Genomic DNA, 21,503 nt, shown 5'->3' on the forward strand with positions numbered 1-21,503 from the left:
TGAGAAAGGAGACTGAAGATGAAGTTTATAGACAGATTTTTTTTAGGTATATATACTTTATGCATTGCTGTGATATCTTTAGTACTTATAGTAATTCCTTTTAATGCGTTTACTTATAATTGGGCCATCTATTTTTTTGAAAAATATCAAATGAATTTGGAAAATAGTATCATTCCTATGATCTTTTTTATCATGAGTATAAGATTTCTTCTTTCAGGAACGAAAAACTCTAAATCAGAAATAAAATCCATCATTAGACATTCAAATTATGGGGAAATACAAATTTCAATAGAAGCTATTCAAAATATGGCCGAAAAAGCTTCTAAATGTATTCATGGATTAAAAGACTTAAAAGCAACAGCAAAATATAAGGATGATCACCTTTTCATAGAAATAAAAGCTTTTGCCCTTAGTGATACAAATATTCCTGAAACTTCTATTTCTATTCAACAAAAGGTAAAAGAACATATTGAAGCCACTACAGGAATTAAAGTCACAGACGTAAAAATCATGATTCATGATATTGCACTACAAAGCAAAAAAAGAGTAGAATAAATACAAGTGGGGTATGATCATGGATAAAGAAAAAATAATTTGTATATTTCATAAACATTTTTGGAAAATTATAGGTATATGTATAGGCTTACTATCTAGTATATTAATTTTAACTATAGGAATAATCAAAACAATTTTTATAAGCATATTCATCTATATAGGGTATTTTATTGGAAGTAAACTAGATAACAAAGAAAATTTGATAGAAATATTAGATAAAATACTTCCTCTAGGAAAGTATAAACAATAAATATAGATGATGATAATATTAGGAGGAAATTTATGAATAGAAAACTAGCACGTGAAATGGTAATGAAATTATGCTTTCAAATGGACATCCAAAATGATTTTTCTGAAGAAATGATTGAGAAATTTCTAAAAGACTTACCTGAAAACGATCAAGAAAATTATATAAAAAAAGTAGCTACAAGTTTTATTTCAAATAAAGAAAAAATTGATCAGTTAATTGAAAAACATTCAAAGGGTTGGAAAATAAATAGACTTGCCAAAGTAGATCTTACCATTCTTAGAATAGCCATTACAGAAATTTATTATATAGAGGATGTTCCAGAAGTTGTTTCAATTAATGAAGCTGTTGAGCTTTCTAAAAAATTTAGCACAGATGAATCAAGTAAATTTATAAATGGTGTCCTAGGAAGTATATTAGAGGATAAATAAAAATGAAAAATCTTGTATTAGGAATAGATACAAGCAATTATACAACTTCTATAGCTATTGTAGATAAAAATAATCATTTATTATTTGAAGATAGAAAGCTACTAGATGTACAAACAGGAAAGAGGGGATTAAGACAATCTGATGCCCTCTTTCAACATGTTGTCAATCTTCCTCTTCTATTTGAAAAAATATCCAAATTATCTATAGGACATCTCATTCAAACAGTTTGTGTAAGTCATAAACCTAGACCTACAGAAGATTCATATATGCCTGTTTTTAAAGCATCGCAATCTTTTGGAAAAGTAATCGCAAGTACTCTTGATTGTGAATATAAAGAATTTAGTCATCAAGAAGGACATATTGAAGCCGCAATATGGTCTATAAAAAATAATTTAAAAAATGAATTTTTGGCTATACATTTATCAGGAGGAACTTCAGAAATTCTTCATGTAAAAAACAATGACCAAGGTGGATATATCATAGATATTATAGGAGGTAGCTCTGATATTAGTGCAGGCCAATTTATAGACCGTATCGGTGTAGCGTTAGGATTTTCTTTTCCTTGTGGAAAAGAAATGGATACATTGGCATGTAAGGGGAAAACTAATGAAATTTTAATTCCTGTATCTATAAAAAATACATATATGAGCTTTTCAGGTCCTGAAACATTTACATATAAACTTTTAGAAAAAAAATATGAAACAAGTATCATTTGTGCATCTGTTTTTAAATGTATTGGATCAGCTTTAGCAAAAACTATAGAAAAAGCAATCCAAGAAACAAAAATAACACAAGTTTTAATTTCTGGAGGAGTAGCTTCAAGTACATATATCACGCAATATCTTGATACATATTTTAAAGATAAAAAATATGATATTTTTTTTGGAAATGCAAAATATTGTACAGATAATGCAGTAGGCATAGCTCTTTTAGGCAATAAAATAAAAAAGGAGGAATTATAAATGAAAGCTCAAATTATTGATGGTAAAAAAATTTCTGGGCAAATTCGTGAAAATATTATAAAAGAAGTAAATGATTTAAAAAAATCTCATGGGATTACTCCTGGTCTTGCTGTAATCATAGTAGGTGAGGATGAAGCTTCTTGTGTATATGTTTCTATGAAGGAAAAAGCTTGTAAAAATGTAGGCTTTTATTCACAAGTACATAAACTTCCTCAAAATACTACTCAAAATGAAATTATTGACTTAGTAGAAAAATTAAATAAAGATTCTAAAATTCATGGTATTTTAGTACAGGTTCCCCTTCCAAAGGGAATAGATGAAAATATTATCAATTCGCATATTCTTCCTAGTAAAGATGTAGATGGATTTCACGCAGTAAATTCAGGCAATCTTTTTTTAGGAAATCCTTCTTTTATTCCTTGTACGCCCAAGGGAATTATGGAACTCATCAAAAGAACAGGAGAAGATATTACTGGAAAACATGCAGTAGTCATCGGAAGAAGCAATATTTTAGGGAAACCCGTTTCAATACTTTTATTAAGGGAAAATGCAACCGTAACGATTTGCCATTCTAAAACAAAAGATCTTAAAAGCCATGTAACTATGGCAGATATTGTAGTAGCTGCTGTTGGAAGTCCTAATCTTATTACAGGAGATATGATTAAAGAAGGTGCTATAATTATTGATGCAGGAACAAGAAAGGTAAATGGAAAATTAGTTGGAGATGTAGAATTTGATAAAGCTAAAGATAAAGCTTCTTGGATTACTCCTGTTCCAGGTGGAGTAGGCCCTATGACAATAACTATGTTACTTGAGAATACATTAAAGGCAGCAAAAGATCAATGCAAATAAGGACTTTAAGTGTATCAGAATTAAATAGATATATTCATAGATTACTAAGCAGTGATCCAATTTTAAATTCCATTTATCTAAAAGGAGAAATTTCAAATTTCAAACTTCATGGAAGTGGTCATGCGTATTTTTCTTTGAAAGATAAGACAAGTAAAATCAATTGTGTGATATTTAAAGATCATTATAGTAAAATAAAATTCGAACCGCAGAATGGAATGCATATATTAGTAAAGGGTTATATTTCAACCTATGAACGAGATGGGCAATATCAATTGTATATTAGAGAAATGGAGCCTGATGGAGTCGGAGCACTACATTTAGCCTTTGAGCAACTAAAGATAAAACTCAAAGAAGAAGGGTTATTTGATTGTAAGAAAAAAATACCTTCTTTTCCTAAGAAAATTGCTATAGTTACATCTCCTACAGGAGCTGCAATTAGAGATATCATTTCTGTTTCTAAAAGAAGAAGTAACTATATAGATTTACTCATCTATCCGGTTTTGGTTCAAGGTGAAAATGCAGCATTAGAAATCTCTAATGCCATAGATTATTTGAACAAAGAATATACAGATATAGATGTGATCATTGTAACTAGAGGAGGGGGCTCTATAGAGGAGTTATGGGCTTTTAATGAGGAAATAGTAGCTAGAAGTATCTGGGATTCAAAAATCCCTATTATATCGGCTATAGGACATGAAACGGATTATACCATAGCAGATTTCGTGGCAGATCTTCGCGCCCCTACTCCCTCTGCTGCCGCTGAAATAGCTGTCCCCCATATAGGAGACTTTAAAAATCATTTAGATAATTTTTATAGAAAACTAAATACTTCATTCAATCATTATATACAAAAAAAACGTAACCAAATGATAAGAATAGATACAAATAGATTATTGTCTATAACAAAGCATAAACTTATTGAAGAAACACAAAGACTAGATATACTTCAAAGGAATTTATGTAACTATACAAATAGAAAAATACAAAATTATCAATCGCAGCTTATGAAAAATGCATCTAAATTAGAAGCATTAAGTCCCTTTTCAACTATTTTAAGAGGATATTCTATTACATTTGATGAAAATGGAAATAATATTTATAAGATCAATCAAGTCAAAAAAGGTGATCATATAAATATTATGTTAACAGACGGACATATAGATTGTACTGTAACTCATAAAAAGAAGGAGGCTCATTCCATTGAACACTTCCACAAATCTTAAATTTAAAAAAGAAGATTCATTTGAAGAAGCTATAGAAAAATTAGAATCCATAGTAAATTTATTGGATGAAGGAACTCTATCTTTAGATAAAACTCTAGCTTTATATGAAGAAGGAATACATATTTATAGATATTGTAATGATCAATTAGATAAAAGTGAACAAAAAATTCAAATACTCATGAATGGAAAAGAAACTTCTTTCGAGCTATCTGATGAATAAATAAAGGGGGATGAATATGAATCTACAACAGGCACTGAAAGAAAAGATCACATACATTGATAAAGCTATGCATACTTATTTACCTCAAGAAGATTCTTTACAAAAAGAAATTTTTGATGCTATGAGCTATAGTATTTTTGCAGGAGGAAAAAGATTAAGACCTATTTTATTACTTGCTGCAACTGAATTTGTAGGAGGAAATATAGACGAAGCTTTACCATTTGCATGTGCAGTAGAAATGATTCATACTTATTCATTGATTCATGATGATTTGCCTGCTATGGATAATGATGATTTTAGAAGAGGAAAACCTACAAATCATAAAATATATGGAGAAGGAATGGCCATTTTAGCAGGAGATGCCCTTCTAAATTATGCTTTTGAATTAATGATAGATGGAGCTTTAAAAAATAAAGATGATGCTTATAAAAAGATTTTAGCTATAAAAGAAATTGCTACAGCTGCAGGAGTTTATGGTATGATCGGAGGGCAAGTTGTCGATCTACTTAGTGAAAATAAAAAAATAGATGGAGAAACCCTAGAGTTTATACATAAAAACAAAACAGCGGCACTAATTATATCATCTATTCGTGCGGGAGCTATATTAGGAGGAGCAAACGATGAAGAGTTATCTTCTCTTACAGATTTTTCTAAAAATATTGGTTTAGGATTTCAAATTACAGATGATATTTTAGATATCATAGGAGATGAAAAGAAATTAGGTAAAAAAATTGGAAGTGATGAGCAAAATCATAAAGCTACTTATCCATCTATTTATGGACTAGACGCTTCTATACAAAAAGTACAAAAATTATTTACAGATGGTATCCATTCCATAGAAAGATTCGGAACAAAATCAGAATTTCTTATCGAATTATCAGATTTCTTGGTAAAAAGGGACTATTAATATTAAGGAGGAGACAAGTTGTTCTTTGTTCAGCAAGTTTTAAAAAACGAGATGCTTGGCGTAGCCTTACTATCTTGGTTTATTGCACAGGTACTTAAGGTTTTGACTAGTCTTATAAAAGATAAAAAGATAAATTTATATAGATTTGTAGGTTCAGGTGGAATGCCAAGCTCTCACTCTGCTTTAGTTATGGGACTATCTACTGCTGTTGGTTTAAAAAAAGGATGGGATTCTTTAGAGTATGCTATTTCTATTGCTTTTGCCCTCATCATTATGTATGATGCATCTGGAGTCAGAAGAGCCGTTGGTAAACAGGCTATTATACTCAATAAAATAATAGAAGATAAACAAAAACATAAGCCCATTGGTGAAAAAAGACTTAAAGAACTTGTTGGGCATACTCCTATTGAAGTAATAGCTGGAGCGATCTTAGGAATTTTTATAGCAAACTTGGTAATTTGATATTCATATTTTGATATGCTATAATATAATTTATTTTGTAAGTGGTGCAGTATTCTAGTCAGATCTACCATTTTTGAAGGCGGGGCTAAAAATCCGTCAAAGGGCACATCGATGAAGTTCCTGGTATTGGCTGCTGACGCCCAGTCGGGGGTCAATTCTGGGAGTAAGAAGAACGGGGCGATCCACAATGGCATGTGGGCGATGACCCTCTCTTCGTGGAGACCTAAAAATTATTTTTAGGATAAACCTATTATATAATACATTTGTGTTATATGTAGCGTAGCCTGCCTTGAGTGGAGTACGGCGGATAATAGATACAGGTTAAACTTTCATGGGGCCCATGAAAATTAACTATTGCTATTCGAAACCCATTCTGCAAAAGAGGCTAAGAAATGGTTTGACTGTTGAGGAAAACTCCTAGACTGTTCTTTTGAAGCATATTAAGGATTGCAGTGCGAACTAAGTGGTAATCTAGTCATATCTTTGGCGACAAGATAAAAAGAGATTGAAAAGGAAACTACTGATTTGGCGACAAACCAGTATCTCTTTGGGAAATCCAACTAGACCTAAGTCGCAAAATTTACTTATTATGTTGCCACTTACAATATATTATTTTAATATGTCATGATCAAAAAGGTGAGAATATGGAAACAGAATCAAAGAAAAACAGTGTTTCCAAAAGGAAAAAAAATGATAAGAAAAATAAATCCAATCCTATTAAAGGAATTATTTTTATAACCATATGGACATTTTTTTTAGCTATTGGAATGAGTTTTATTTCTGAAAATATATTAAAAAATGTAAATATTATTGTAGCTTTTTTTATTCTAATTTTTATTATATTAACAGGGATATTATTTGACATTATAGGCATTGCAGTGGCTGCATCTATAGAAAAGCCCTTTCATGCTATGGCATCAAAAAAAATTCATGGAGCCAAATTTGCTGTTAAATTAGTAAGAAATGCAGGATTGGTATCAAGTTTTTGTAACGATGTAATCGGAGATGTTTGTGGTATTGTGAGCGGTGCCGCTGCTACCATTATTATTTTGCAATTTAATAAAATAATTTCTATGAACCTATCCTATTTAAGTGTAGTCTTAAGTGCCTTTGTAGCAGCTTTTACAGTAGGAGGGAAAGCATTTGGTAAACAAATTGCTTTGAAAAAATCAAAAGAAATTGTTTTTTATGTTGGAAAGGTATTATATTATATGAACCATAAACTGGGTATAGATTTTTTACCTAAAAAAAGCAAAAAATAAACGATACACTGGATGGGAAAGAGAGATGAATTAAGTGATAGATCTACTGTCTAATATAGAATCTCCTCAAGCATTAAAACATATTAGCGATGACTCACTAAAACAATTGGCAAATGAAATTAGAAATTTTTTAATTAAAAATGTATCAAAAACAGGAGGACATTTAGCATCTAATTTAGGAATTGTAGAATTGACGCTAGCAATACATAGTATTTTCGATACTCCAAAGGATCGAATTGTATGGGATGTAGGACATCAATCTTATGTACATAAATTGTTAACAGGAAGAAAAGAGCTTTTTCATACTCTAAGACAATATCAGGGACTGAGTGGATTTCCTAAAAGATGTGAAAGTGAACATGACTGCTTTGAAACAGGCCATAGTAGTACTTCTATATCTGCAGCTTTAGGTATAGCAAAAGCTCGAGATTTAAAGAAAGAAAATTACTCTGTCATTGCTTTAATAGGAGATGGTGCTTTAACAGGAGGTATGTCCTTTGAAGCTTTAAATCATGCAGGACATATGAATACAGATATTATTGTTATATTAAATGATAATGAAATGTCTATTTCTCAAAATGTAGGTGGATTATCCAAATATTTAAATAGACTTCGATCTGATCCTAAATATTTTAAAGTCAAAGATGATGTAGAATACTTTTTGAATAAAATTCCTGCTTTCGGAAAAGTCATGTATAAGACAGCTGGAAAGGCAAAAGATAGTTTAAAATACTTCTTAGTTCCAGGAATTATTTTTGAAGAATTAGGATTTACTTATTTAGGACCTGTAAATGGACATGATATAAAAGAGCTAAAGGTTGTTTTAAAAAGAGCTAAAAACATCAAAGGGCCTGTATTTATTCACGTTCTTACAAAAAAAGGAAAAGGGTATTCCTATGCTGAAAAAAATCCCGATAAATTTCATGGAATTGGTCCTTTTGAAATCGAAAGTGGTAATGTCATTGGAAGCAATAAAAAAAGCCCAAGCTATTCTTCTATATTTGGAAAAACTATTATGGACTTAGCAAAGGAAGATCCCAATATTGTAGCCATTACTGCTGCCATGCCATCTGGAACGGGTTTAAATGATTTTGCAGCTACTTATCCTGACCGTTTCTTTGATGTAGGCATCGCTGAACAGCATGCAGTAACATTTTCTGCTGGACTTGCTTCTAATGGATCTAAACCTATATTCGCTGTATATTCTACTTTTTTACAAAGAGCTTATGATCAAATTGTTCATGATGTATGTCTTCAAAATTTGCCAGTGATCTTTTGTATAGATCGCAGTGGATTAGTAGGAAATGATGGCGAAACTCATCATGGTGTATTTGACTTGTCATTTTTAAGTCATATTCCTAATATAACCATTATGGCACCAAAAGATGGACATGAACTTTCTGATATGATGAAATTTGCTACTACTCTTAATAGTCCTGTTGCTATAAGATATCCAAGAGGAGCAAGTGATAATTTTTGTAAAGTTGCTCAAGAACCAATTCAAAGCATAAAATCAGAAATTTTATTAAAAGGAAAAGATATTTGTTTGATTGCTTGTGGAAAAATGGTACAAATAGCTTATGAAGCAGCAGAAAAACTACAGTCTGAAAACATTTTTGCTACAGTAATCAATGCAAGATTTATAAAACCATTAGATGAAGAAACAATCATTTCAGCCTGTTCTAATATCAATCGTATTATTACATTAGAAGACAATGTAATTATTGGTGGATTCGGAAGTCAGATTCTAGAACTCTTTGAAAGAAAAAAAATTACTGACAAAAATGTAAATTTACTTGGGCTTCCTGACCAATTTGTAGAACACGGAAATACAGATGAACTCTTTAGAGAGTATAAACTAGATGTATCAGGCATTATAAATCAAATTAAAGAAATGATCAATCAATAGGAGCGATAAAAATGGGAGAAAAGAACAGATTGGATATGCTTTTGGTAGAAAGGGGATTTTTTGATTCCCGTGAAAAAGCAAAAAAAAATATTATGGCAGGAATTATATTTGTAAATCATCAACGAATAGATAAAGCAGGAATGAAAGTCCCTATTGATGCAGAAATAGAAGTAAAAGGTAATGTCCTTCCCTATGTAAGTCGTGGGGGATTAAAACTAGAAAAAGCTATGAAAGAATTTTCTATAGAGCTTTCCAATAAAAAAGCTATGGATATTGGTTCATCTACAGGAGGATTTACGGATTGTATGCTCCAAAATGGAGCTACTAAAGTTTTTTCTATTGATGTTGGATATGGACAACTTGATTGGAAGTTAAGACAAGATGATAGAGTAGTTGTCATGGAAAGAACCAACATAAGATATGTAGAAAAAGAGGATATCAATGAAGAAATTGATTTTGCTTCGATAGACGTTTCTTTTATATCTTTGAAATTAGTACTTCCTGTACTAAAAAAATTAATGAAAAAAAATGGTGAAATTGTTTGTCTAATCAAACCTCAATTTGAAGCAGGTAGGGAGAAGGTAGGAAAAAAAGGAGTTGTCAGAGATATAAAAGTTCATAAAGAAGTCATTGAAAATATTCTTTCCTTTGCACTAAGCGCAGGATTTACCATAAAAGGATTATCCTTTTCTCCTATTAAGGGACCAGAAGGAAACATTGAATATCTTGGATACCTTGAAAATGTTGAATCTAATGAACCTCTTGATATGAATATAATTGAATCTGTCGTGAAAGCCTCTCATGAAATCCTTAATGACAAATAACCTTTTAAAGGATCTATCTATAAATCTTCTTTTAGAAGATTTTGTTTTTTGCATAAATAATGTATAAAATATAAAGGATAAAGATGAAAGATGTAGAATATTTCATATGCTTACATAATTTTATTATATGTATAAAGTTATGTATTTGAACACAGTCTCTTGAATTTAACTTTTGACTTTGTTCAAAATCATAAATAATAGGAGGTACATTATGAAATATGCAAGACATGCTAAAATATTGGAAATTATAGATGAATATGAAATCGAAACTCAAGAAGAATTAGCAGAAGCACTCAAAAAAAATAATATTCAAGTCACACAAGCTACCGTATCTCGAGATATAAAAGAATTAAGATTAATTAAAGTTTTAGGAAAAAATGGAAGGTATAAATATGCTGCTATGCATCAGCAAGAACCTGCTATTTCTGATAGATTGGTAAAACTTTTTAAAGATTGTATTTTATCTATAGATTACGCTGGAAATATGATTGTTTTAAAAACTCTAGTAGGAGCTGGAAATGCTGCATGTGCTTCTATTGATGCACTAGGATTAAAGGAAATTGTAGGAACTATAGCAGGCGATGATACCATTTTTATTCTTGTTCGTCATGAAGAAAAAATAGAAGAATTGGTAGAACATTTTAAACAACTTATGAAATAGGCTGGGGGTATATATATGCTCTTGGAGTTAATCATCCATGATTTTGCATTGATCGAACATTTAGATATTCATTTTTATGAAGGATTAAACATTCTTACAGGAGAAACAGGCGCTGGTAAATCTATTATTATAGATGCAGTAAATATGGCTATTGGAGAACGAGCAGATAAAAATTATATTCGAACAGGTTCAGATAAATCTGTCATTCAATTAATTTTTAAATGTAATGATAAAAATCTAGAAAATTTATTAAAAGATAAAGGCATTGATTTATTAGAAGATCATACAATTATTTTGACAAGAGAAATTTATAGTAGTGGTAGAAGTACTTGTAGGATAAACGATAGAGTCATTACAGTTTCATTAGTGAAAGAAATTAGCAGACATTTTATTGATATTCATGGCCAACATCAACACCAATCTTTGCTTTATCCAGAAAATCATATTCATATACTAGATTCTTTTGATGAAAAAGAAATTTACATACTCAAACAGGAAGTTTCTTCTAAATTTTATCAATTAAAATCTTTAGAAAATAAATTGGAATCTTTATGTGGAAATAAAATAGAAAGAGAAAGAAAAAAAGATTTGCTTAAATTTCAAATTCAAGAAATTGATGCATGTAATTTAAAAGAAGAAGAAGAAACAGAGCTAATTACAAAGCATCAGCTTCTTTCTAATAGTGAAAAAATATTTCATATCATGTCTAATGCACATGAAAAACTATACCATGGTGATCATATTCATACATCTATTATTGATGAAATTGGACGTATTGTGAAAGATCTAGAAAGCATCAGAGACTTCGATCTAAAACTTCGCCTTATTTCTGAAACCCTTCAAGAATCTTTATATACTATTGAAGATGTCTCTAGAGATATTATGGATTATAGAGATCAGGTAGAATTTGATCCTGCATTATTGGAATATGTAGAAAAAAGATTAGATACAATCAATGATTTAAAGAGAAAATATGGAAATAATATAGAAGAAATACTGAAATACAGAAAACAAATTGGTTTGGAATTAGAAGAAATTGAAAATAGCGAAAACATTTCCATAGAGTTACAAGAACAAATAGAAAAAGTCAAAAAAGAATATATGAAAGTAGCTATAAAATTAAGTGAATCAAGACGATCCATAGGAGATCGTTTACAAAATAAAATATCTCAAGAATTGATGAGTTTAAATATGAATAAAGCCACATTTCAAACTCATTTTATTCATGATGCCAAAAATTTAGATGAAAATTATTTTCATGCTAATGGAATAGATAAGATCGAGTTTTTAATTTCTACAAATTTAGGTGAAGAACCTAAACCATTATCAAAAGTTGCTTCTGGAGGAGAACTATCTAGAATGATGTTAGCTTTTAAAACAATTTTAGCAAAGTCTGATAATATTTCGACCTTAATTTTTGACGAAATAGATACGGGAATTAGTGGAAGAACTGCAAATATTGTAGGTGAAAAATTAGCTACCATATCTCAAACTCATCAAATTTTATGTATTACTCATCTACCACAAATTGCATTAATGGCAGATCATCATTTTTATATTGAAAAACAAGTTCAAAATAATATGACCATTACAAACATCAAAAAATTATCTCACGAAGAAAGAATTACCGAATTGGGACGATTATTAGGAGGAACTTCATTAACTGACTTAACAATGGAGCATGCCAAAGAAATGCTAGAAATAGGAAAATCCTTCAAACAAAAATTCCTGTTATAAAAAATATCGCAATTTTTTTAAAAAAAATCATAAAATATAAAAATCTACCTTTTAAAATTCTAAAGGTAGATTTTATTGTTTTTGAAATATTATCCAACCTATTGATTTAAAGGTGTATAAGTAGATTACAATTTTTATGAAGAATAAACCTTTTAAAATTAGGCTAAATTAATTATATATCATGAACACTCTTTTTGAAGGCAAAAAAGCTTTTAGGGGAAAATAGGAGTGTGATATTGATTGTTCAGCAATAAGTCAAATCGTATTTTTTTGATATTTTTTGTATTACTGTTATTAGTCAGTTTCTATTCCTTAAGCTTTGAAAAAATAATCAATGTTCCTGCGGAAATTAAAATATTGGAGGATGAAAAGCAATCTCTCCATATTAGATTTCCTTTTCAAATTGATCATACTAAAATAGATACAAATATTTTAAAATTATCTCCTAAAACTGAAAAAGACAAAAAAATGCTATACTTGGATCCTGTAAACATTGGTAAAACAAATATTCAAGTAAAGCTATTAGGGATTATACCTTTTGGAAGCGTAAAAGTAGATGTAGTACCTAAGACAAAAATCATTCCTGGTGGTCAATCCGTAGGAGTAAGACTAAATACAAAAGGCGTTTTGGTAGTTGGATTAGAAGAAATCAAAGGAATAGATCATAAATACCATAATCCTGCAGAAGAAGCTGGACTTACTATAGGAGATAGTATTCTTGAAATGAATCACATAAAAATAAAAGATGCTGATCATGTGACAAAAATAGTAAATGACAATAAAAATCATAAATTGAATTTAAAAGTAAAACGTAGAAATGAAGTATTTCATGTAGATGTTTTACCTATTCAATCTGTAGAAGATGAAGAGTATAAAATAGGAGTATGGGTAAGAGACAAAACTGCTGGGATTGGAACCCTAACTTTCTATCATCCTGCTACAAATCAATTTGGTGCTTTAGGACATGCCATTACAGATGTAGATACAGGTTTATTATTAACTGTAGACAATGGACAAATTGTTAAATCTAAGGTTACATCTATAGAACAAGGTAAAAAAGGAAAACCTGGAGAAATAAAAGGAATTTTTTATGAAACCAGCAATCCTATTGGAAACTTAAAGAAAAATACAAATTTTGGTATCTATGGAGAAGCACATGATCCTTTGATCAATGAGCTTTATCAAAAACCTATAGAAATTGGATATCAATATCAAGTAAAAGAAGGAAAAGCAACTATTTTAACCACTATTGATAATAATAAAGTAGAAGCTTTTGAAGTTTATATTGAAAAAGTTAATAGACAACGTACCCCAAATACAAAAAGTATGGTCATAAGAGTAACAGACCCTAGATTACTCAAAAAAAGTGGAGGAATTGTACAAGGAATGAGTGGCAGTCCTATTATACAAAATAACAAACTCATAGGAGCAGTAACTCATGTATTTGTAAATGATCCCTCTAAAGGTTACGGTCTATTTATTGAATGGATGATGCAAGAAGCAGGAATAGATTTACTTCAAAATAACCAAGTTGCAGATGATTATGGTTTAGCACAATAGAAGATGCTCTTTAGAGTATCTTCTATTTTTAATAAGATAATAAAAAAATTTTATTTATATTATTAGCAATTTTAATAGGAATATGGAAGTTTTTAGAAAAATACAAAAATATATAGTAATCTTTTCCAAAATAGAAGGAAATATCATCTCGTTGTCGAATAAGTTTTAAAGAAATAAATTTTTTAGTGTAAAAATGTTTGGGGGGGTAACTCAGTGAAGAATATTAGTGTTTTAATTGCGGATGATAATAAGGATTTTTGTGACATTCTAAGTGAATATCTAGAAAAACAAAATGGTTTGGAAGTTGTAGGCATTGCTAAAGATGGATTAGAAGCAGTAGATCTTGTGTCTAAAGAATTACCTGATGTATTAGTATTAGATATTATTATGCCACATCTTGATGGATTAGGAGTATTAGAAAGATTAGCTTCTATGAACTTGAAAAAAGCACCTAAAATTATTGTCTTATCAGCTGTAGGGCAAGATAAAATTACACAAAGAGCAATTAATTTAGGAGCAGATTACTATGTGGTAAAACCTTTTGATTTTGAAATTTTTATCAAAAGAATTCGTCAATTGTCTGGAAACGTACAATTTGTTCCAGAAAAGAAAAATGAATTTAAAAATTTATTGATTAACCCATCTTCAACTACTTCTAATAATGTCTCACAAAGTTTAGAAGCAAAAATTACAAATATTATTCATGAAATAGGTGTTCCTGCACATATTAAAGGATACTTATACTTAAGAGAAGCTATTTCTATGGTAGTAGAAAATATAGAAATGTTAAGTGCCGTTACAAAAGAATTATATCCATCGATTGCTAAAAAATTTAATACTACTCCAAGTAGAGTAGAAAGAGCTATAAGACATGCTATTGAAGTAGCATGGAGTAGAGGCAAAGTAGATACTATTAATAATTTATTTGGATATACTGTACATAATGATAAAGGAAAACCTACAAATAGTGAATTTATCGCTATGGTTGCAGATAAATTAAGAATAGAAAGAACTGCTGTATAAATTGGTATTTCCAACTATTGTATGGAATCGGCAAGTAGTCCAAACTATAAAAAACCTTTAAATATACCAATAAATCTTTAAAAAAATATCAATAGACTTCTTTTATTTATTGCTAAATGAGAGGAGTCTATTTTTATGCAAAAAATTGATTTTTTAATTGACGATTTTATGATCTATTGTGAATCAAAAAATTTAGCTAAAAAAACTATGATGAGTTATGAACAAACACTGAAATTATTTTCTAAATATTTAGAATATGAAAAAAATATTATAAATATAAAACAAGTAGATGAAAAAATATTAAGAGAATATATCAATTATACCAAAGAAAGAGGTAAATATACTATAGTATCTAACGAAAATACTTCACATTATAATATGCCTAGTAATAGAAAAGATTATGCAAAAAAAATATCTATTACTACAATTAATAATTACATAAGAAACTTAAAGGTATTTTTTAATTTCTTAAAAGATCAAAACTATATACAAAAAGATGTTGTTTCAAAAATTAAGCAATTAAAAAATGATAGAAAACCAAAAGATTTTATAACAGATGAACAATTTATGAATATGCTTAGACACATTGATACTACTAAATTTCATGAATATAGAGATTATATTATAATTCAATTATTACTCGATACTGGAATGCGGATTGGAGAATGTTTATTAATTCAATCAGATAATATAGATTTGAATTATAAGAGTATATTTCTAAAAGCAGAGAATACAAAATCAAAGAAAAGTAGATATATATATTTCAGTCAAATTATGTATACACAACTAAAAAGATGGATTCAATATAAAGATAGATATACAGAATCAAATTATCTATTTTGTTCTAAAAAAGGTACTCCTATTCTAATTCACTCTTTTGAAAAGAAAATAAAAGAATATGGTAATAGAGTAGGGCTTAAAATTCATCCTCATCAACTTAGAAATAACTTTGCTAAAAGATTCCTTATGAGTGGTGGGAATATTCATACACTTTCTGTGATCCTTGGGCATAGTTCAGTAAAAATCACAGAACAAGCATATTTAGACCTTACAAATGATGATATTAGAAAAAATTATCAACAATTTAGCCCACTCATGAATTTAAGAGGAGGTGCTAGATAATATGTACACCTCAATTACTAGACACGATATACAGGATATGCTAAAAGGTGATCCTTATCTTGTATATGAAAAAATTAAAAGATTCATGAATTTTAGTACAATGAAATCTACTGTAAGTATTAAACGTTTAGTAGAAGAAACAGGAAGATCAAAGAATACAGTTTTAAAAGCTATTAGATATTTAGTAGAAAATGAATTCTTAATTAAAAAGAAAAGCTTTAACAAAGAAAAAATGGAATATAATACAAATGAATATTACTTCTATAAAGAAGCAGAATTAATATACAAGGAGAAGAAGTCGAAAAGTTATGAACATGTGGTTCACGAGGGGGATGAGGTAGTTCATAAAAAGGAACATAACAAGAATAATACTGATAAGAGTGTGATTGTAGAGAAAACTATAGATGTAGAATCTATAAAGAAACAATTAGAAAAAAAGTATTCTATAGATATAGTTAAAAAAGCCGTACAATGTCTACAAAGAGCTGTAAAACATGGGACTATAGTAAATAACCTTAAATCATATTTAAACACGTTATGTGTCAATATAAAGGCACAATTAAACTTAATTGCTAGTATATCAGATAGTAATGTACACGATGTACACAAAGAACCTCAAAAAAGTAAAATACCTAGTGCCACCAACACTAGGTATCAAGGTAAAAACAAATTTCATAACTTTTTCCAAAGAACATCTCTTTATTCTAAAGAAGAATTAGAAAAGATGTTGCTAAAATAATTTTATCAAAGTTATGAGATTTTTCAAGGGTATTTAAAAACTTTTTCAAAAAGTATATTGAAAAGGTGTATTTAGTATACCCAAAATCAAGTCATCTATACCCTGTTTATTTGTCTAAAATGACGCTATGAAAAATTTAAGAGCATTGATGAGTGAATAGGTATAATGAGTCCACTTTAAAAATAAAATGGCTTAAAAGTTTACCTCATGGGGAATGGGGAAAATGGTTAGATAAAAGAGTTGAATTTAGTCAACAAACAGCTAATAAGTTTATGCGAGTAGCAAATGAATATAAAGATTACGCATCGATGCGTAATTTAGGAACGGGTAAAATTTTTTCACTTCTTTCTATTCCTCAAGAACAACGTGAAGATTTTATTTCTCAACCTCATAAAGTGAATGGAGAATCAAAGTCGCCTTTGAATCTAGGAACAGGTAAAATTTTCATCTCATTTCGCACCCCTCAAACCGTTGCAATTACTATATGGGTAATTTTTGCTGATTTTTAAACAAATTTTCTAGAATTTTTGTTTAAAAACGAACAAATTTTCTAGAATTTTTGCTGATTTTTGGACAAAAATACACCCACTTTCTTAATATATTAGATTTAATAAAATATAGATTTAATAATATATTAGATTTACATTTCTAAGTTTCCCAAAATAAATTTTGGTCAACTTTCACAAAAACTCACAACAACCTAAAACCTTGTTCCTTGTGTATTGTTATTGTTGTTTGTTTTGTTGTTTGTTTTATATCAAAAACATCAGCATTAGCAATATGTTCAACTTATAGCAAGTAATTTTGGTAGATTGTACCCTTTTTACTCTAGTATTTCCAAACCTTCCTTTAAAGAAAACCCACTACAATCAATTTTAAGCAATTTAATTTTTGGATTGGATAGATTATACTTGTTCTGAAATAAAACACCTTAAAATCCTTGTAAGGTGATTTGAAATACTAATAGCAGAAAGTATGTAAAATAAAAAAATTAGAGTTGCTAATCAAGATGACTTTTTGTAATATATTACTTGTACAAAAAAAAATAGATACTAGGAGGATTCAGTTTTGGACAAAGAAAAAAAAGATGAATTAGATAAATCAAAAATTACAATACCAAAGGGAGTATATCAAGAGTTATTAGAAGAATCGAAAAAGGCAGGGAAAAATGTACAAGAGTATTGTGTAGAAATTTTTAAAAAAAGAGAAATAAAACATAAAAATAGAACACTTAGAAGTTTTAAGGTTGAAAAGGCATTACAAGCAGAACCTGATGAATGGATAGGCGTGATGAAAATAAAAGATATTGTTAATCTAATACATTTAGGAAAGATAAATTATGATTTTAGCTCACAGAATCATGAAGTAGTTAAAAAAACAAAATCTGGTTATAAAACTATCGTAGAAGCAAAAGAATATGAGTTAGTAGATTTCATATATGAAGTACTCGAAAACAAGAAGTATATTCCATATGTTATTTGTTTGAATGTCTTTAAAGATGGTAATGAAAATATTGAATACAAAGATCATGTTGTAACTGTCCATTCAGGAGAGGTAAATGTAATAGATGGATGGCATAGAGTTGAAGCGTTTTTAAGATATGTAGCAAAATATGAAAATACATACGAATATACCCTAGTTATGCTAACAAATTTTGATGAGCATGTTGTACAAGATTTTCGCGAACAATTGACAATATATCCAAGATAATAATATAGACATAAGAAGACTAGATCAATTTCTAGTCTTCTTTTTCGTTTGAAGCATATTGCATTATATCTTCTATATTAGTAATTTCAAGAGCTTCCATAATGGAAACTAACTTATCGAATCGAATAGATGTAGTGTCATTAGCAACAATTTTGTGTAAATTATTATTAGATATTCCTGTTTGTTTCGCTAACCAATACACCGTTTTTTCTTTCTTATCTAAAACTTCTTCTAATTTTAATATTATTTTCCCCATGTCCATCATCCCTTTCGTATTATATTTTAACATATAATACATGAATATACAATACAAAAGCCTAACATTATATTTTATCATATTATATGTAAACATACAATAATATATTCTAACATATAATATATAAAAATACAATAATATATGTTGACATATAATACGAGTGGTGATATACTAAGAATTGTAAGAGAGATATTAAACAGGAGGTGAATAAATTGATACTTGCTTTTGCAGGATCTGCAAAGGAATTTCTAATCTACTTGAGAGCAATTAAGCAGTTACAAAACACAAAGCATTTGTAAAACTTTTACAAATCGTGTCGAAAAACCCATCGTTGTAAAATGAAAAAAATGGGTTTATAATAAAAACCACAAGGGGGAAAAAACAAATGATTAGAACATTGTACAGATACACAGACAAACACGAAGTTAGAAATGGTGAAGAATACTGTCATCCACATTTTACTTTTGATATTAAAGAAGCTAAACAAGGTACAACATTTAGAGTCGCTACATTAGAAGATTTGAACTTTTCAAGTGGGGACTATGATGTTGAGGAAATGTACAAAGGATTATTTCAGGTATGGAATGATGAAACTGAATCGCTTATGACCGTTAGATTTCATAAAATATACGAGTGGGATGAGGATTTTGGTACATATGAAATGGTAGATTGTGAATTCAGACAAGCTGCTCCAAGAGAGATTCAGAGTTTATCTTGCGATGTATGTATGATTAAAAACGAGTGCGAAAATAGAATCAAAATTGCATAAAAAATAACTACTCCCACAAGTAGTCATTTATGTGAAATATTCAGATATTTTAATAAACACAAAGAAAAGTAGAGAATATGTAATATAAATCCATATCATTACCAAAATTGACCAAATTTGAAGTTGTACAAACACAACAAAAACATGGTACAATGAAATTAATACCTGTTTTTTGCAACTAGACAAGCTATATTGTTTTTGCATCGCATCAAATATGTATGTATTCTTAATTGTTATTATTAACTTCGTTTTAACTATTATACTACATAATATATATTATGTCATACTTTTTTTGAAAAAAGTTTAAAATTTTTATTTTACCAAGGGGGAATATTGATGGTAGATAGAAAAAAAACAACATTAGAAAAATTATCGAAACTGGATAGAATTGAACTTACAGATGAAAATACACATATATTAGCAAAGTGGTATATGGATAATTTAAGTTATTTAAAAGAGAATACTCAGCAAATAAAAGATGTATTCGATGAAGTGATAATAATATATTCAAATAATATAATTCACAAGAAAAATAATGAATTTTGTATGTATTATTTAGAAAATGAAAAAACTGGTGAATTGGTTAAATTGTATGAATTTGATTTTAATTTTGAGAAAACAAAAGAGGATATAATATGCAATAATCAGGTGTATTATGAAATAAAATATAATGAAGATGAAGTAAAAGATAAAGATGAGGCTGAAAAACATTTGCGTACATGGATAAATCAAGATATACAATCTGTTTTATATATTAATGCATATACATCATTCAACCAAGAACAAATAATTAAACAAATCAAAATTCACAAAAGAAAATCTCAATCTAAAAAAGCCAAGAAAACAGGTAAGAAATCAAAGATAAAATTGATTAAGCAAAATATCATTAGATTAAATACAGATCATATTCAATTGACAGAAGAAGAGAAAAAACAATATGAACGTCATACTTTTGGTTGGACAGTAAGAGGACATTGGAGAACGTATAAAAGTGGTAAAAAGACATGGATTAAACCACAGGTTCGAGGGGATAAGAATAAGATTTCAGGGAAAGTGTATCAAGTGTAAAATGTGATAGATTATGGTGTAAAATTTAAAGGTTAAATCCTACAAAACTACATAGTACCAAAAGCCGAGAAGGGTATAAACTTCTATGCCCTTCCTTTTTATATTCAAAAATTGAAAATTACAAAGGGGAGAATTGGGAATGAGACCAGAAGAATTAAAAATTATAAGGAAATTTAAAGCTAAAAAAATGGAAATTGAAAATTTTATGATGGAGGAAATGAATGATCTAATCAGCGAATATGTTGATAAAAAAATGTACGAAAGATATAAGATAACTCAAAATTTAGCTGATGAGATAGTAGATAGTTTAGAAAAAATAAATAGTTGGGAAACAGTAACTTTATACGCAGATGAATATTTCAAGAGATTTGATTTATTAGATAAACATGTTATAGATACAAAAAACTACATGGATACATCTTCTACATTAAGTCAAGAAATTCTTGCTTTGAGAAAAGACGAGCTAAAACAAAAAATTGATGGATTATATGAGTTTGTAGCAATGGCACAATATTGTCAATTTGGAAAAACAGCAAATAATCTACTTTTTCAAATCAAAAAAACTTTTAACAATATAGCACACTTATTAAATGAAATAGTAGCAGAAGTAATTAGTCCATATAAAGACAGTATGAATAAGATTTTAGAAGATATGAATTCAAAAATAAGTGCAAAAACTGAGGAAATGAAAAATTATATAAAAATAAAGGATTCTAAAGATGAAAAATTAAAGAAAATTACAGATTGTAGAAGAATGGATTTGTTGTTGAATAATTTAGGCTATGAACCAATAAGGCAAGGAAAAACAAGTCACAAGATATATTCAAACGGACAAAAATCTATTCCAGTACCACAACATGCTAGTTTAAATAAAAATCTAGCCTATGAGATACAGAAACAGGCTTTAAAAAAGTGTATGTTTTAAATTTAAATATTAAATAGGGGATGGATGATTGAGAACATTGCTTCATTCCATTCGCAATGTTCTCTTTTTATGAAGGGTA

The 21,503-nt window shown here is 28.9% G+C and carries 24 protein-coding genes; 23 read left to right on the top strand and 1 reads right to left on the bottom strand.

Going from position 1 to position 21,503, the window contains the following annotated elements:
- Positions 1-18 precede the first annotated feature (18 nt).
- The 20 genes from amaP (at position 19) to BN2409_RS13520 (ending at position 18,406) form a co-directional block, all read left to right on the top strand.
- Entirely contained in the window at positions 19-555 is a 537-nt protein-coding gene (gene amaP, locus BN2409_RS13425) for an alkaline shock response membrane anchor protein AmaP (protein WP_053957125.1), read from the top strand.
- A 13-nt stretch (positions 556-568) separates the two neighbouring features.
- Positions 569-805 carry a DUF2273 domain-containing protein gene (locus tag BN2409_RS13430; protein ID WP_242847965.1) on the top strand — a complete coding sequence of 79 codons (237 nt, stop codon included), beginning with the start codon at positions 569-571 and terminating at the stop codon, positions 803-805.
- A 32-nt stretch (positions 806-837) separates the two neighbouring features.
- Positions 838-1,233, top strand: a complete 396-nt coding sequence (gene nusB / locus BN2409_RS13435; RefSeq protein ID WP_053957127.1) for a transcription antitermination factor NusB — start codon at positions 838-840, stop codon at positions 1,231-1,233.
- A 2-nt stretch (positions 1,234-1,235) separates the two neighbouring features.
- A complete protein-coding gene (locus BN2409_RS13440; protein ID WP_053957128.1) occupies positions 1,236-2,195 on the top strand; it encodes a Kae1-like domain-containing protein in 960 nt (319 codons plus the stop codon).
- Positions 2,196-3,047, top strand: coding sequence for a bifunctional methylenetetrahydrofolate dehydrogenase/methenyltetrahydrofolate cyclohydrolase FolD (folD, locus tag BN2409_RS13445; protein WP_053957129.1), 852 nt, complete (start codon positions 2,196-2,198; stop codon positions 3,045-3,047). It begins immediately after the preceding gene.
- Entirely contained in the window at positions 3,038-4,270 is a 1,233-nt protein-coding gene (xseA, locus tag BN2409_RS13450) for an exodeoxyribonuclease VII large subunit (protein ID WP_053957130.1), read from the top strand. Before folD ends, xseA begins: the two co-directional genes overlap by 10 nt.
- Complete coding sequence (locus BN2409_RS13455) at positions 4,248-4,490, top strand: exodeoxyribonuclease VII small subunit (protein ID WP_053957131.1); 243 nt, start codon at positions 4,248-4,250, stop codon at positions 4,488-4,490. Before xseA ends, BN2409_RS13455 begins: the two co-directional genes overlap by 23 nt.
- A gap of 16 nt (positions 4,491-4,506) precedes the next feature.
- A complete protein-coding gene (locus tag BN2409_RS13460) occupies positions 4,507-5,397 on the top strand; it encodes a polyprenyl synthetase family protein (RefSeq protein WP_053957132.1) in 891 nt (296 codons plus the stop codon).
- Positions 5,398-5,415: 18 nt separating this feature from the next.
- Positions 5,416-5,859, top strand: coding sequence for a divergent PAP2 family protein (locus BN2409_RS13465; protein WP_053957133.1), 444 nt, complete (start codon positions 5,416-5,418; stop codon positions 5,857-5,859).
- A gap of 644 nt (positions 5,860-6,503) precedes the next feature.
- Complete coding sequence (locus tag BN2409_RS13470; RefSeq protein ID WP_242847966.1) at positions 6,504-7,121, top strand: hypothetical protein; 618 nt, start codon at positions 6,504-6,506, stop codon at positions 7,119-7,121.
- A gap of 34 nt (positions 7,122-7,155) precedes the next feature.
- Positions 7,156-9,030, top strand: a complete 1,875-nt coding sequence (dxs, locus tag BN2409_RS13475; protein ID WP_110943138.1) for a 1-deoxy-D-xylulose-5-phosphate synthase — start codon at positions 7,156-7,158, stop codon at positions 9,028-9,030.
- Between the two features lie 11 nt (positions 9,031-9,041).
- Positions 9,042-9,854: a TlyA family RNA methyltransferase gene (locus BN2409_RS13480; protein WP_053957134.1), complete on the top strand. Its 813-nt coding sequence runs from the start codon at positions 9,042-9,044 to the stop codon at positions 9,852-9,854.
- A 211-nt stretch (positions 9,855-10,065) separates the two neighbouring features.
- Positions 10,066-10,515 (top strand): arginine repressor, encoded by a 450-nt coding sequence (locus tag BN2409_RS13485; RefSeq protein WP_278320226.1) that lies wholly within the window; start codon positions 10,066-10,068, stop codon positions 10,513-10,515.
- Positions 10,516-10,530: 15 nt separating this feature from the next.
- Complete coding sequence (gene recN / locus BN2409_RS13490) at positions 10,531-12,252, top strand: DNA repair protein RecN (RefSeq protein ID WP_053957135.1); 1,722 nt, start codon at positions 10,531-10,533, stop codon at positions 12,250-12,252.
- Positions 12,253-12,492: 240 nt separating this feature from the next.
- Complete coding sequence (spoIVB, locus tag BN2409_RS13495; RefSeq protein ID WP_110943139.1) at positions 12,493-13,812, top strand: SpoIVB peptidase; 1,320 nt, start codon at positions 12,493-12,495, stop codon at positions 13,810-13,812.
- Positions 13,813-14,025: 213 nt separating this feature from the next.
- Entirely contained in the window at positions 14,026-14,835 is an 810-nt protein-coding gene (spo0A, locus tag BN2409_RS13500; protein ID WP_053957136.1) for a sporulation transcription factor Spo0A, read from the top strand.
- Positions 14,836-14,970: 135 nt separating this feature from the next.
- On the top strand, positions 14,971-15,957 hold the full coding sequence (locus BN2409_RS13505; protein ID WP_053957137.1) for a tyrosine-type recombinase/integrase: 987 nt from the start codon (positions 14,971-14,973) through the stop codon (positions 15,955-15,957).
- 1 nt (position 15,958) lies between these two features.
- Positions 15,959-16,696: a hypothetical protein gene (locus BN2409_RS13510; protein WP_053957138.1), complete on the top strand. Its 738-nt coding sequence runs from the start codon at positions 15,959-15,961 to the stop codon at positions 16,694-16,696.
- Positions 16,697-16,848: 152 nt separating this feature from the next.
- On the top strand, positions 16,849-17,205 hold the full coding sequence (locus BN2409_RS13515) for a DUF3102 domain-containing protein (protein ID WP_053957139.1): 357 nt from the start codon (positions 16,849-16,851) through the stop codon (positions 17,203-17,205).
- A gap of 559 nt (positions 17,206-17,764) precedes the next feature.
- On the top strand, positions 17,765-18,406 hold the full coding sequence (locus BN2409_RS13520; RefSeq protein ID WP_053957140.1) for a hypothetical protein: 642 nt from the start codon (positions 17,765-17,767) through the stop codon (positions 18,404-18,406).
- Between the two features lie 31 nt (positions 18,407-18,437).
- Here BN2409_RS13520 and BN2409_RS13525 read toward each other — a convergent pair whose 3' ends face one another.
- Positions 18,438-18,662 carry a helix-turn-helix domain-containing protein gene (locus BN2409_RS13525; RefSeq protein ID WP_053957141.1) on the bottom strand — a complete coding sequence of 75 codons (225 nt, stop codon included), beginning with the start codon at positions 18,660-18,662 and terminating at the stop codon, positions 18,438-18,440.
- A gap of 385 nt (positions 18,663-19,047) precedes the next feature.
- On the opposite strand from BN2409_RS13525, the gene BN2409_RS13530 reads away from it, so the two are divergent.
- From BN2409_RS13530 to BN2409_RS13540, 3 genes are all read left to right on the top strand, one after another.
- Positions 19,048-19,431 carry a hypothetical protein gene (locus tag BN2409_RS13530; protein WP_053957142.1) on the top strand — a complete coding sequence of 128 codons (384 nt, stop codon included), beginning with the start codon at positions 19,048-19,050 and terminating at the stop codon, positions 19,429-19,431.
- Between the two features lie 336 nt (positions 19,432-19,767).
- Positions 19,768-20,499 carry an AcrVA2 family anti-CRISPR protein gene (locus tag BN2409_RS13535; protein ID WP_053957143.1) on the top strand — a complete coding sequence of 244 codons (732 nt, stop codon included), beginning with the start codon at positions 19,768-19,770 and terminating at the stop codon, positions 20,497-20,499.
- 139 nt (positions 20,500-20,638) lie between these two features.
- Complete coding sequence (locus BN2409_RS13540) at positions 20,639-21,424, top strand: hypothetical protein (RefSeq protein ID WP_053957144.1); 786 nt, start codon at positions 20,639-20,641, stop codon at positions 21,422-21,424.
- Positions 21,425-21,503 lie beyond the last annotated feature (79 nt).

It is taken from the genome of Inediibacterium massiliense (assembly GCF_001282725.1).
GTDB lineage: Bacteria > Bacillota > Clostridia > Peptostreptococcales > Thermotaleaceae > Anaerophilus > Anaerophilus massiliensis.

What these genes read in the sequence shown, in the direction of transcription:
- amaP (WP_053957125.1), top strand. Translation starts at nt 19, where the DNA reads ATGAAGTTTATAGACAGATTTTTTTTAGGTATATATACTTTATGCATT.
- BN2409_RS13430 (WP_242847965.1), top strand. Translation starts at nt 569, where the DNA reads ATGATCATGGATAAAGAAAAAATAATTTGTATATTTCATAAACATTTT.
- nusB (WP_053957127.1), top strand. Translation starts at nt 838, where the DNA reads ATGAATAGAAAACTAGCACGTGAAATGGTAATGAAATTATGCTTTCAA.
- BN2409_RS13440 (WP_053957128.1), top strand. Translation starts at nt 1,236, where the DNA reads ATGAAAAATCTTGTATTAGGAATAGATACAAGCAATTATACAACTTCT.
- folD (WP_053957129.1), top strand. Translation starts at nt 2,196, where the DNA reads ATGAAAGCTCAAATTATTGATGGTAAAAAAATTTCTGGGCAAATTCGT.
- xseA (WP_053957130.1), top strand. Translation starts at nt 3,038, where the DNA reads ATGCAAATAAGGACTTTAAGTGTATCAGAATTAAATAGATATATTCAT.
- BN2409_RS13460 (WP_053957132.1), top strand. Translation starts at nt 4,507, where the DNA reads ATGAATCTACAACAGGCACTGAAAGAAAAGATCACATACATTGATAAA.
- BN2409_RS13470 (WP_242847966.1), top strand. Translation starts at nt 6,504, where the DNA reads ATGGAAACAGAATCAAAGAAAAACAGTGTTTCCAAAAGGAAAAAAAAT.
- BN2409_RS13480 (WP_053957134.1), top strand. Translation starts at nt 9,042, where the DNA reads ATGGGAGAAAAGAACAGATTGGATATGCTTTTGGTAGAAAGGGGATTT.
- BN2409_RS13485 (WP_278320226.1), top strand. Translation starts at nt 10,066, where the DNA reads ATGAAATATGCAAGACATGCTAAAATATTGGAAATTATAGATGAATAT.
- recN (WP_053957135.1), top strand. Translation starts at nt 10,531, where the DNA reads ATGCTCTTGGAGTTAATCATCCATGATTTTGCATTGATCGAACATTTA.
- BN2409_RS13505 (WP_053957137.1), top strand. Translation starts at nt 14,971, where the DNA reads ATGCAAAAAATTGATTTTTTAATTGACGATTTTATGATCTATTGTGAA.
- BN2409_RS13510 (WP_053957138.1), top strand. Translation starts at nt 15,959, where the DNA reads ATGTACACCTCAATTACTAGACACGATATACAGGATATGCTAAAAGGT.
- BN2409_RS13525 (WP_053957141.1), bottom strand. Translation starts at nt 18,662, where the DNA reads ATGGGGAAAATAATATTAAAATTAGAAGAAGTTTTAGATAAGAAAGAA.
- BN2409_RS13530 (WP_053957142.1), top strand. Translation starts at nt 19,048, where the DNA reads ATGATTAGAACATTGTACAGATACACAGACAAACACGAAGTTAGAAAT.
- BN2409_RS13535 (WP_053957143.1), top strand. Translation starts at nt 19,768, where the DNA reads ATGGTAGATAGAAAAAAAACAACATTAGAAAAATTATCGAAACTGGAT.
- BN2409_RS13540 (WP_053957144.1), top strand. Translation starts at nt 20,639, where the DNA reads ATGAGACCAGAAGAATTAAAAATTATAAGGAAATTTAAAGCTAAAAAA.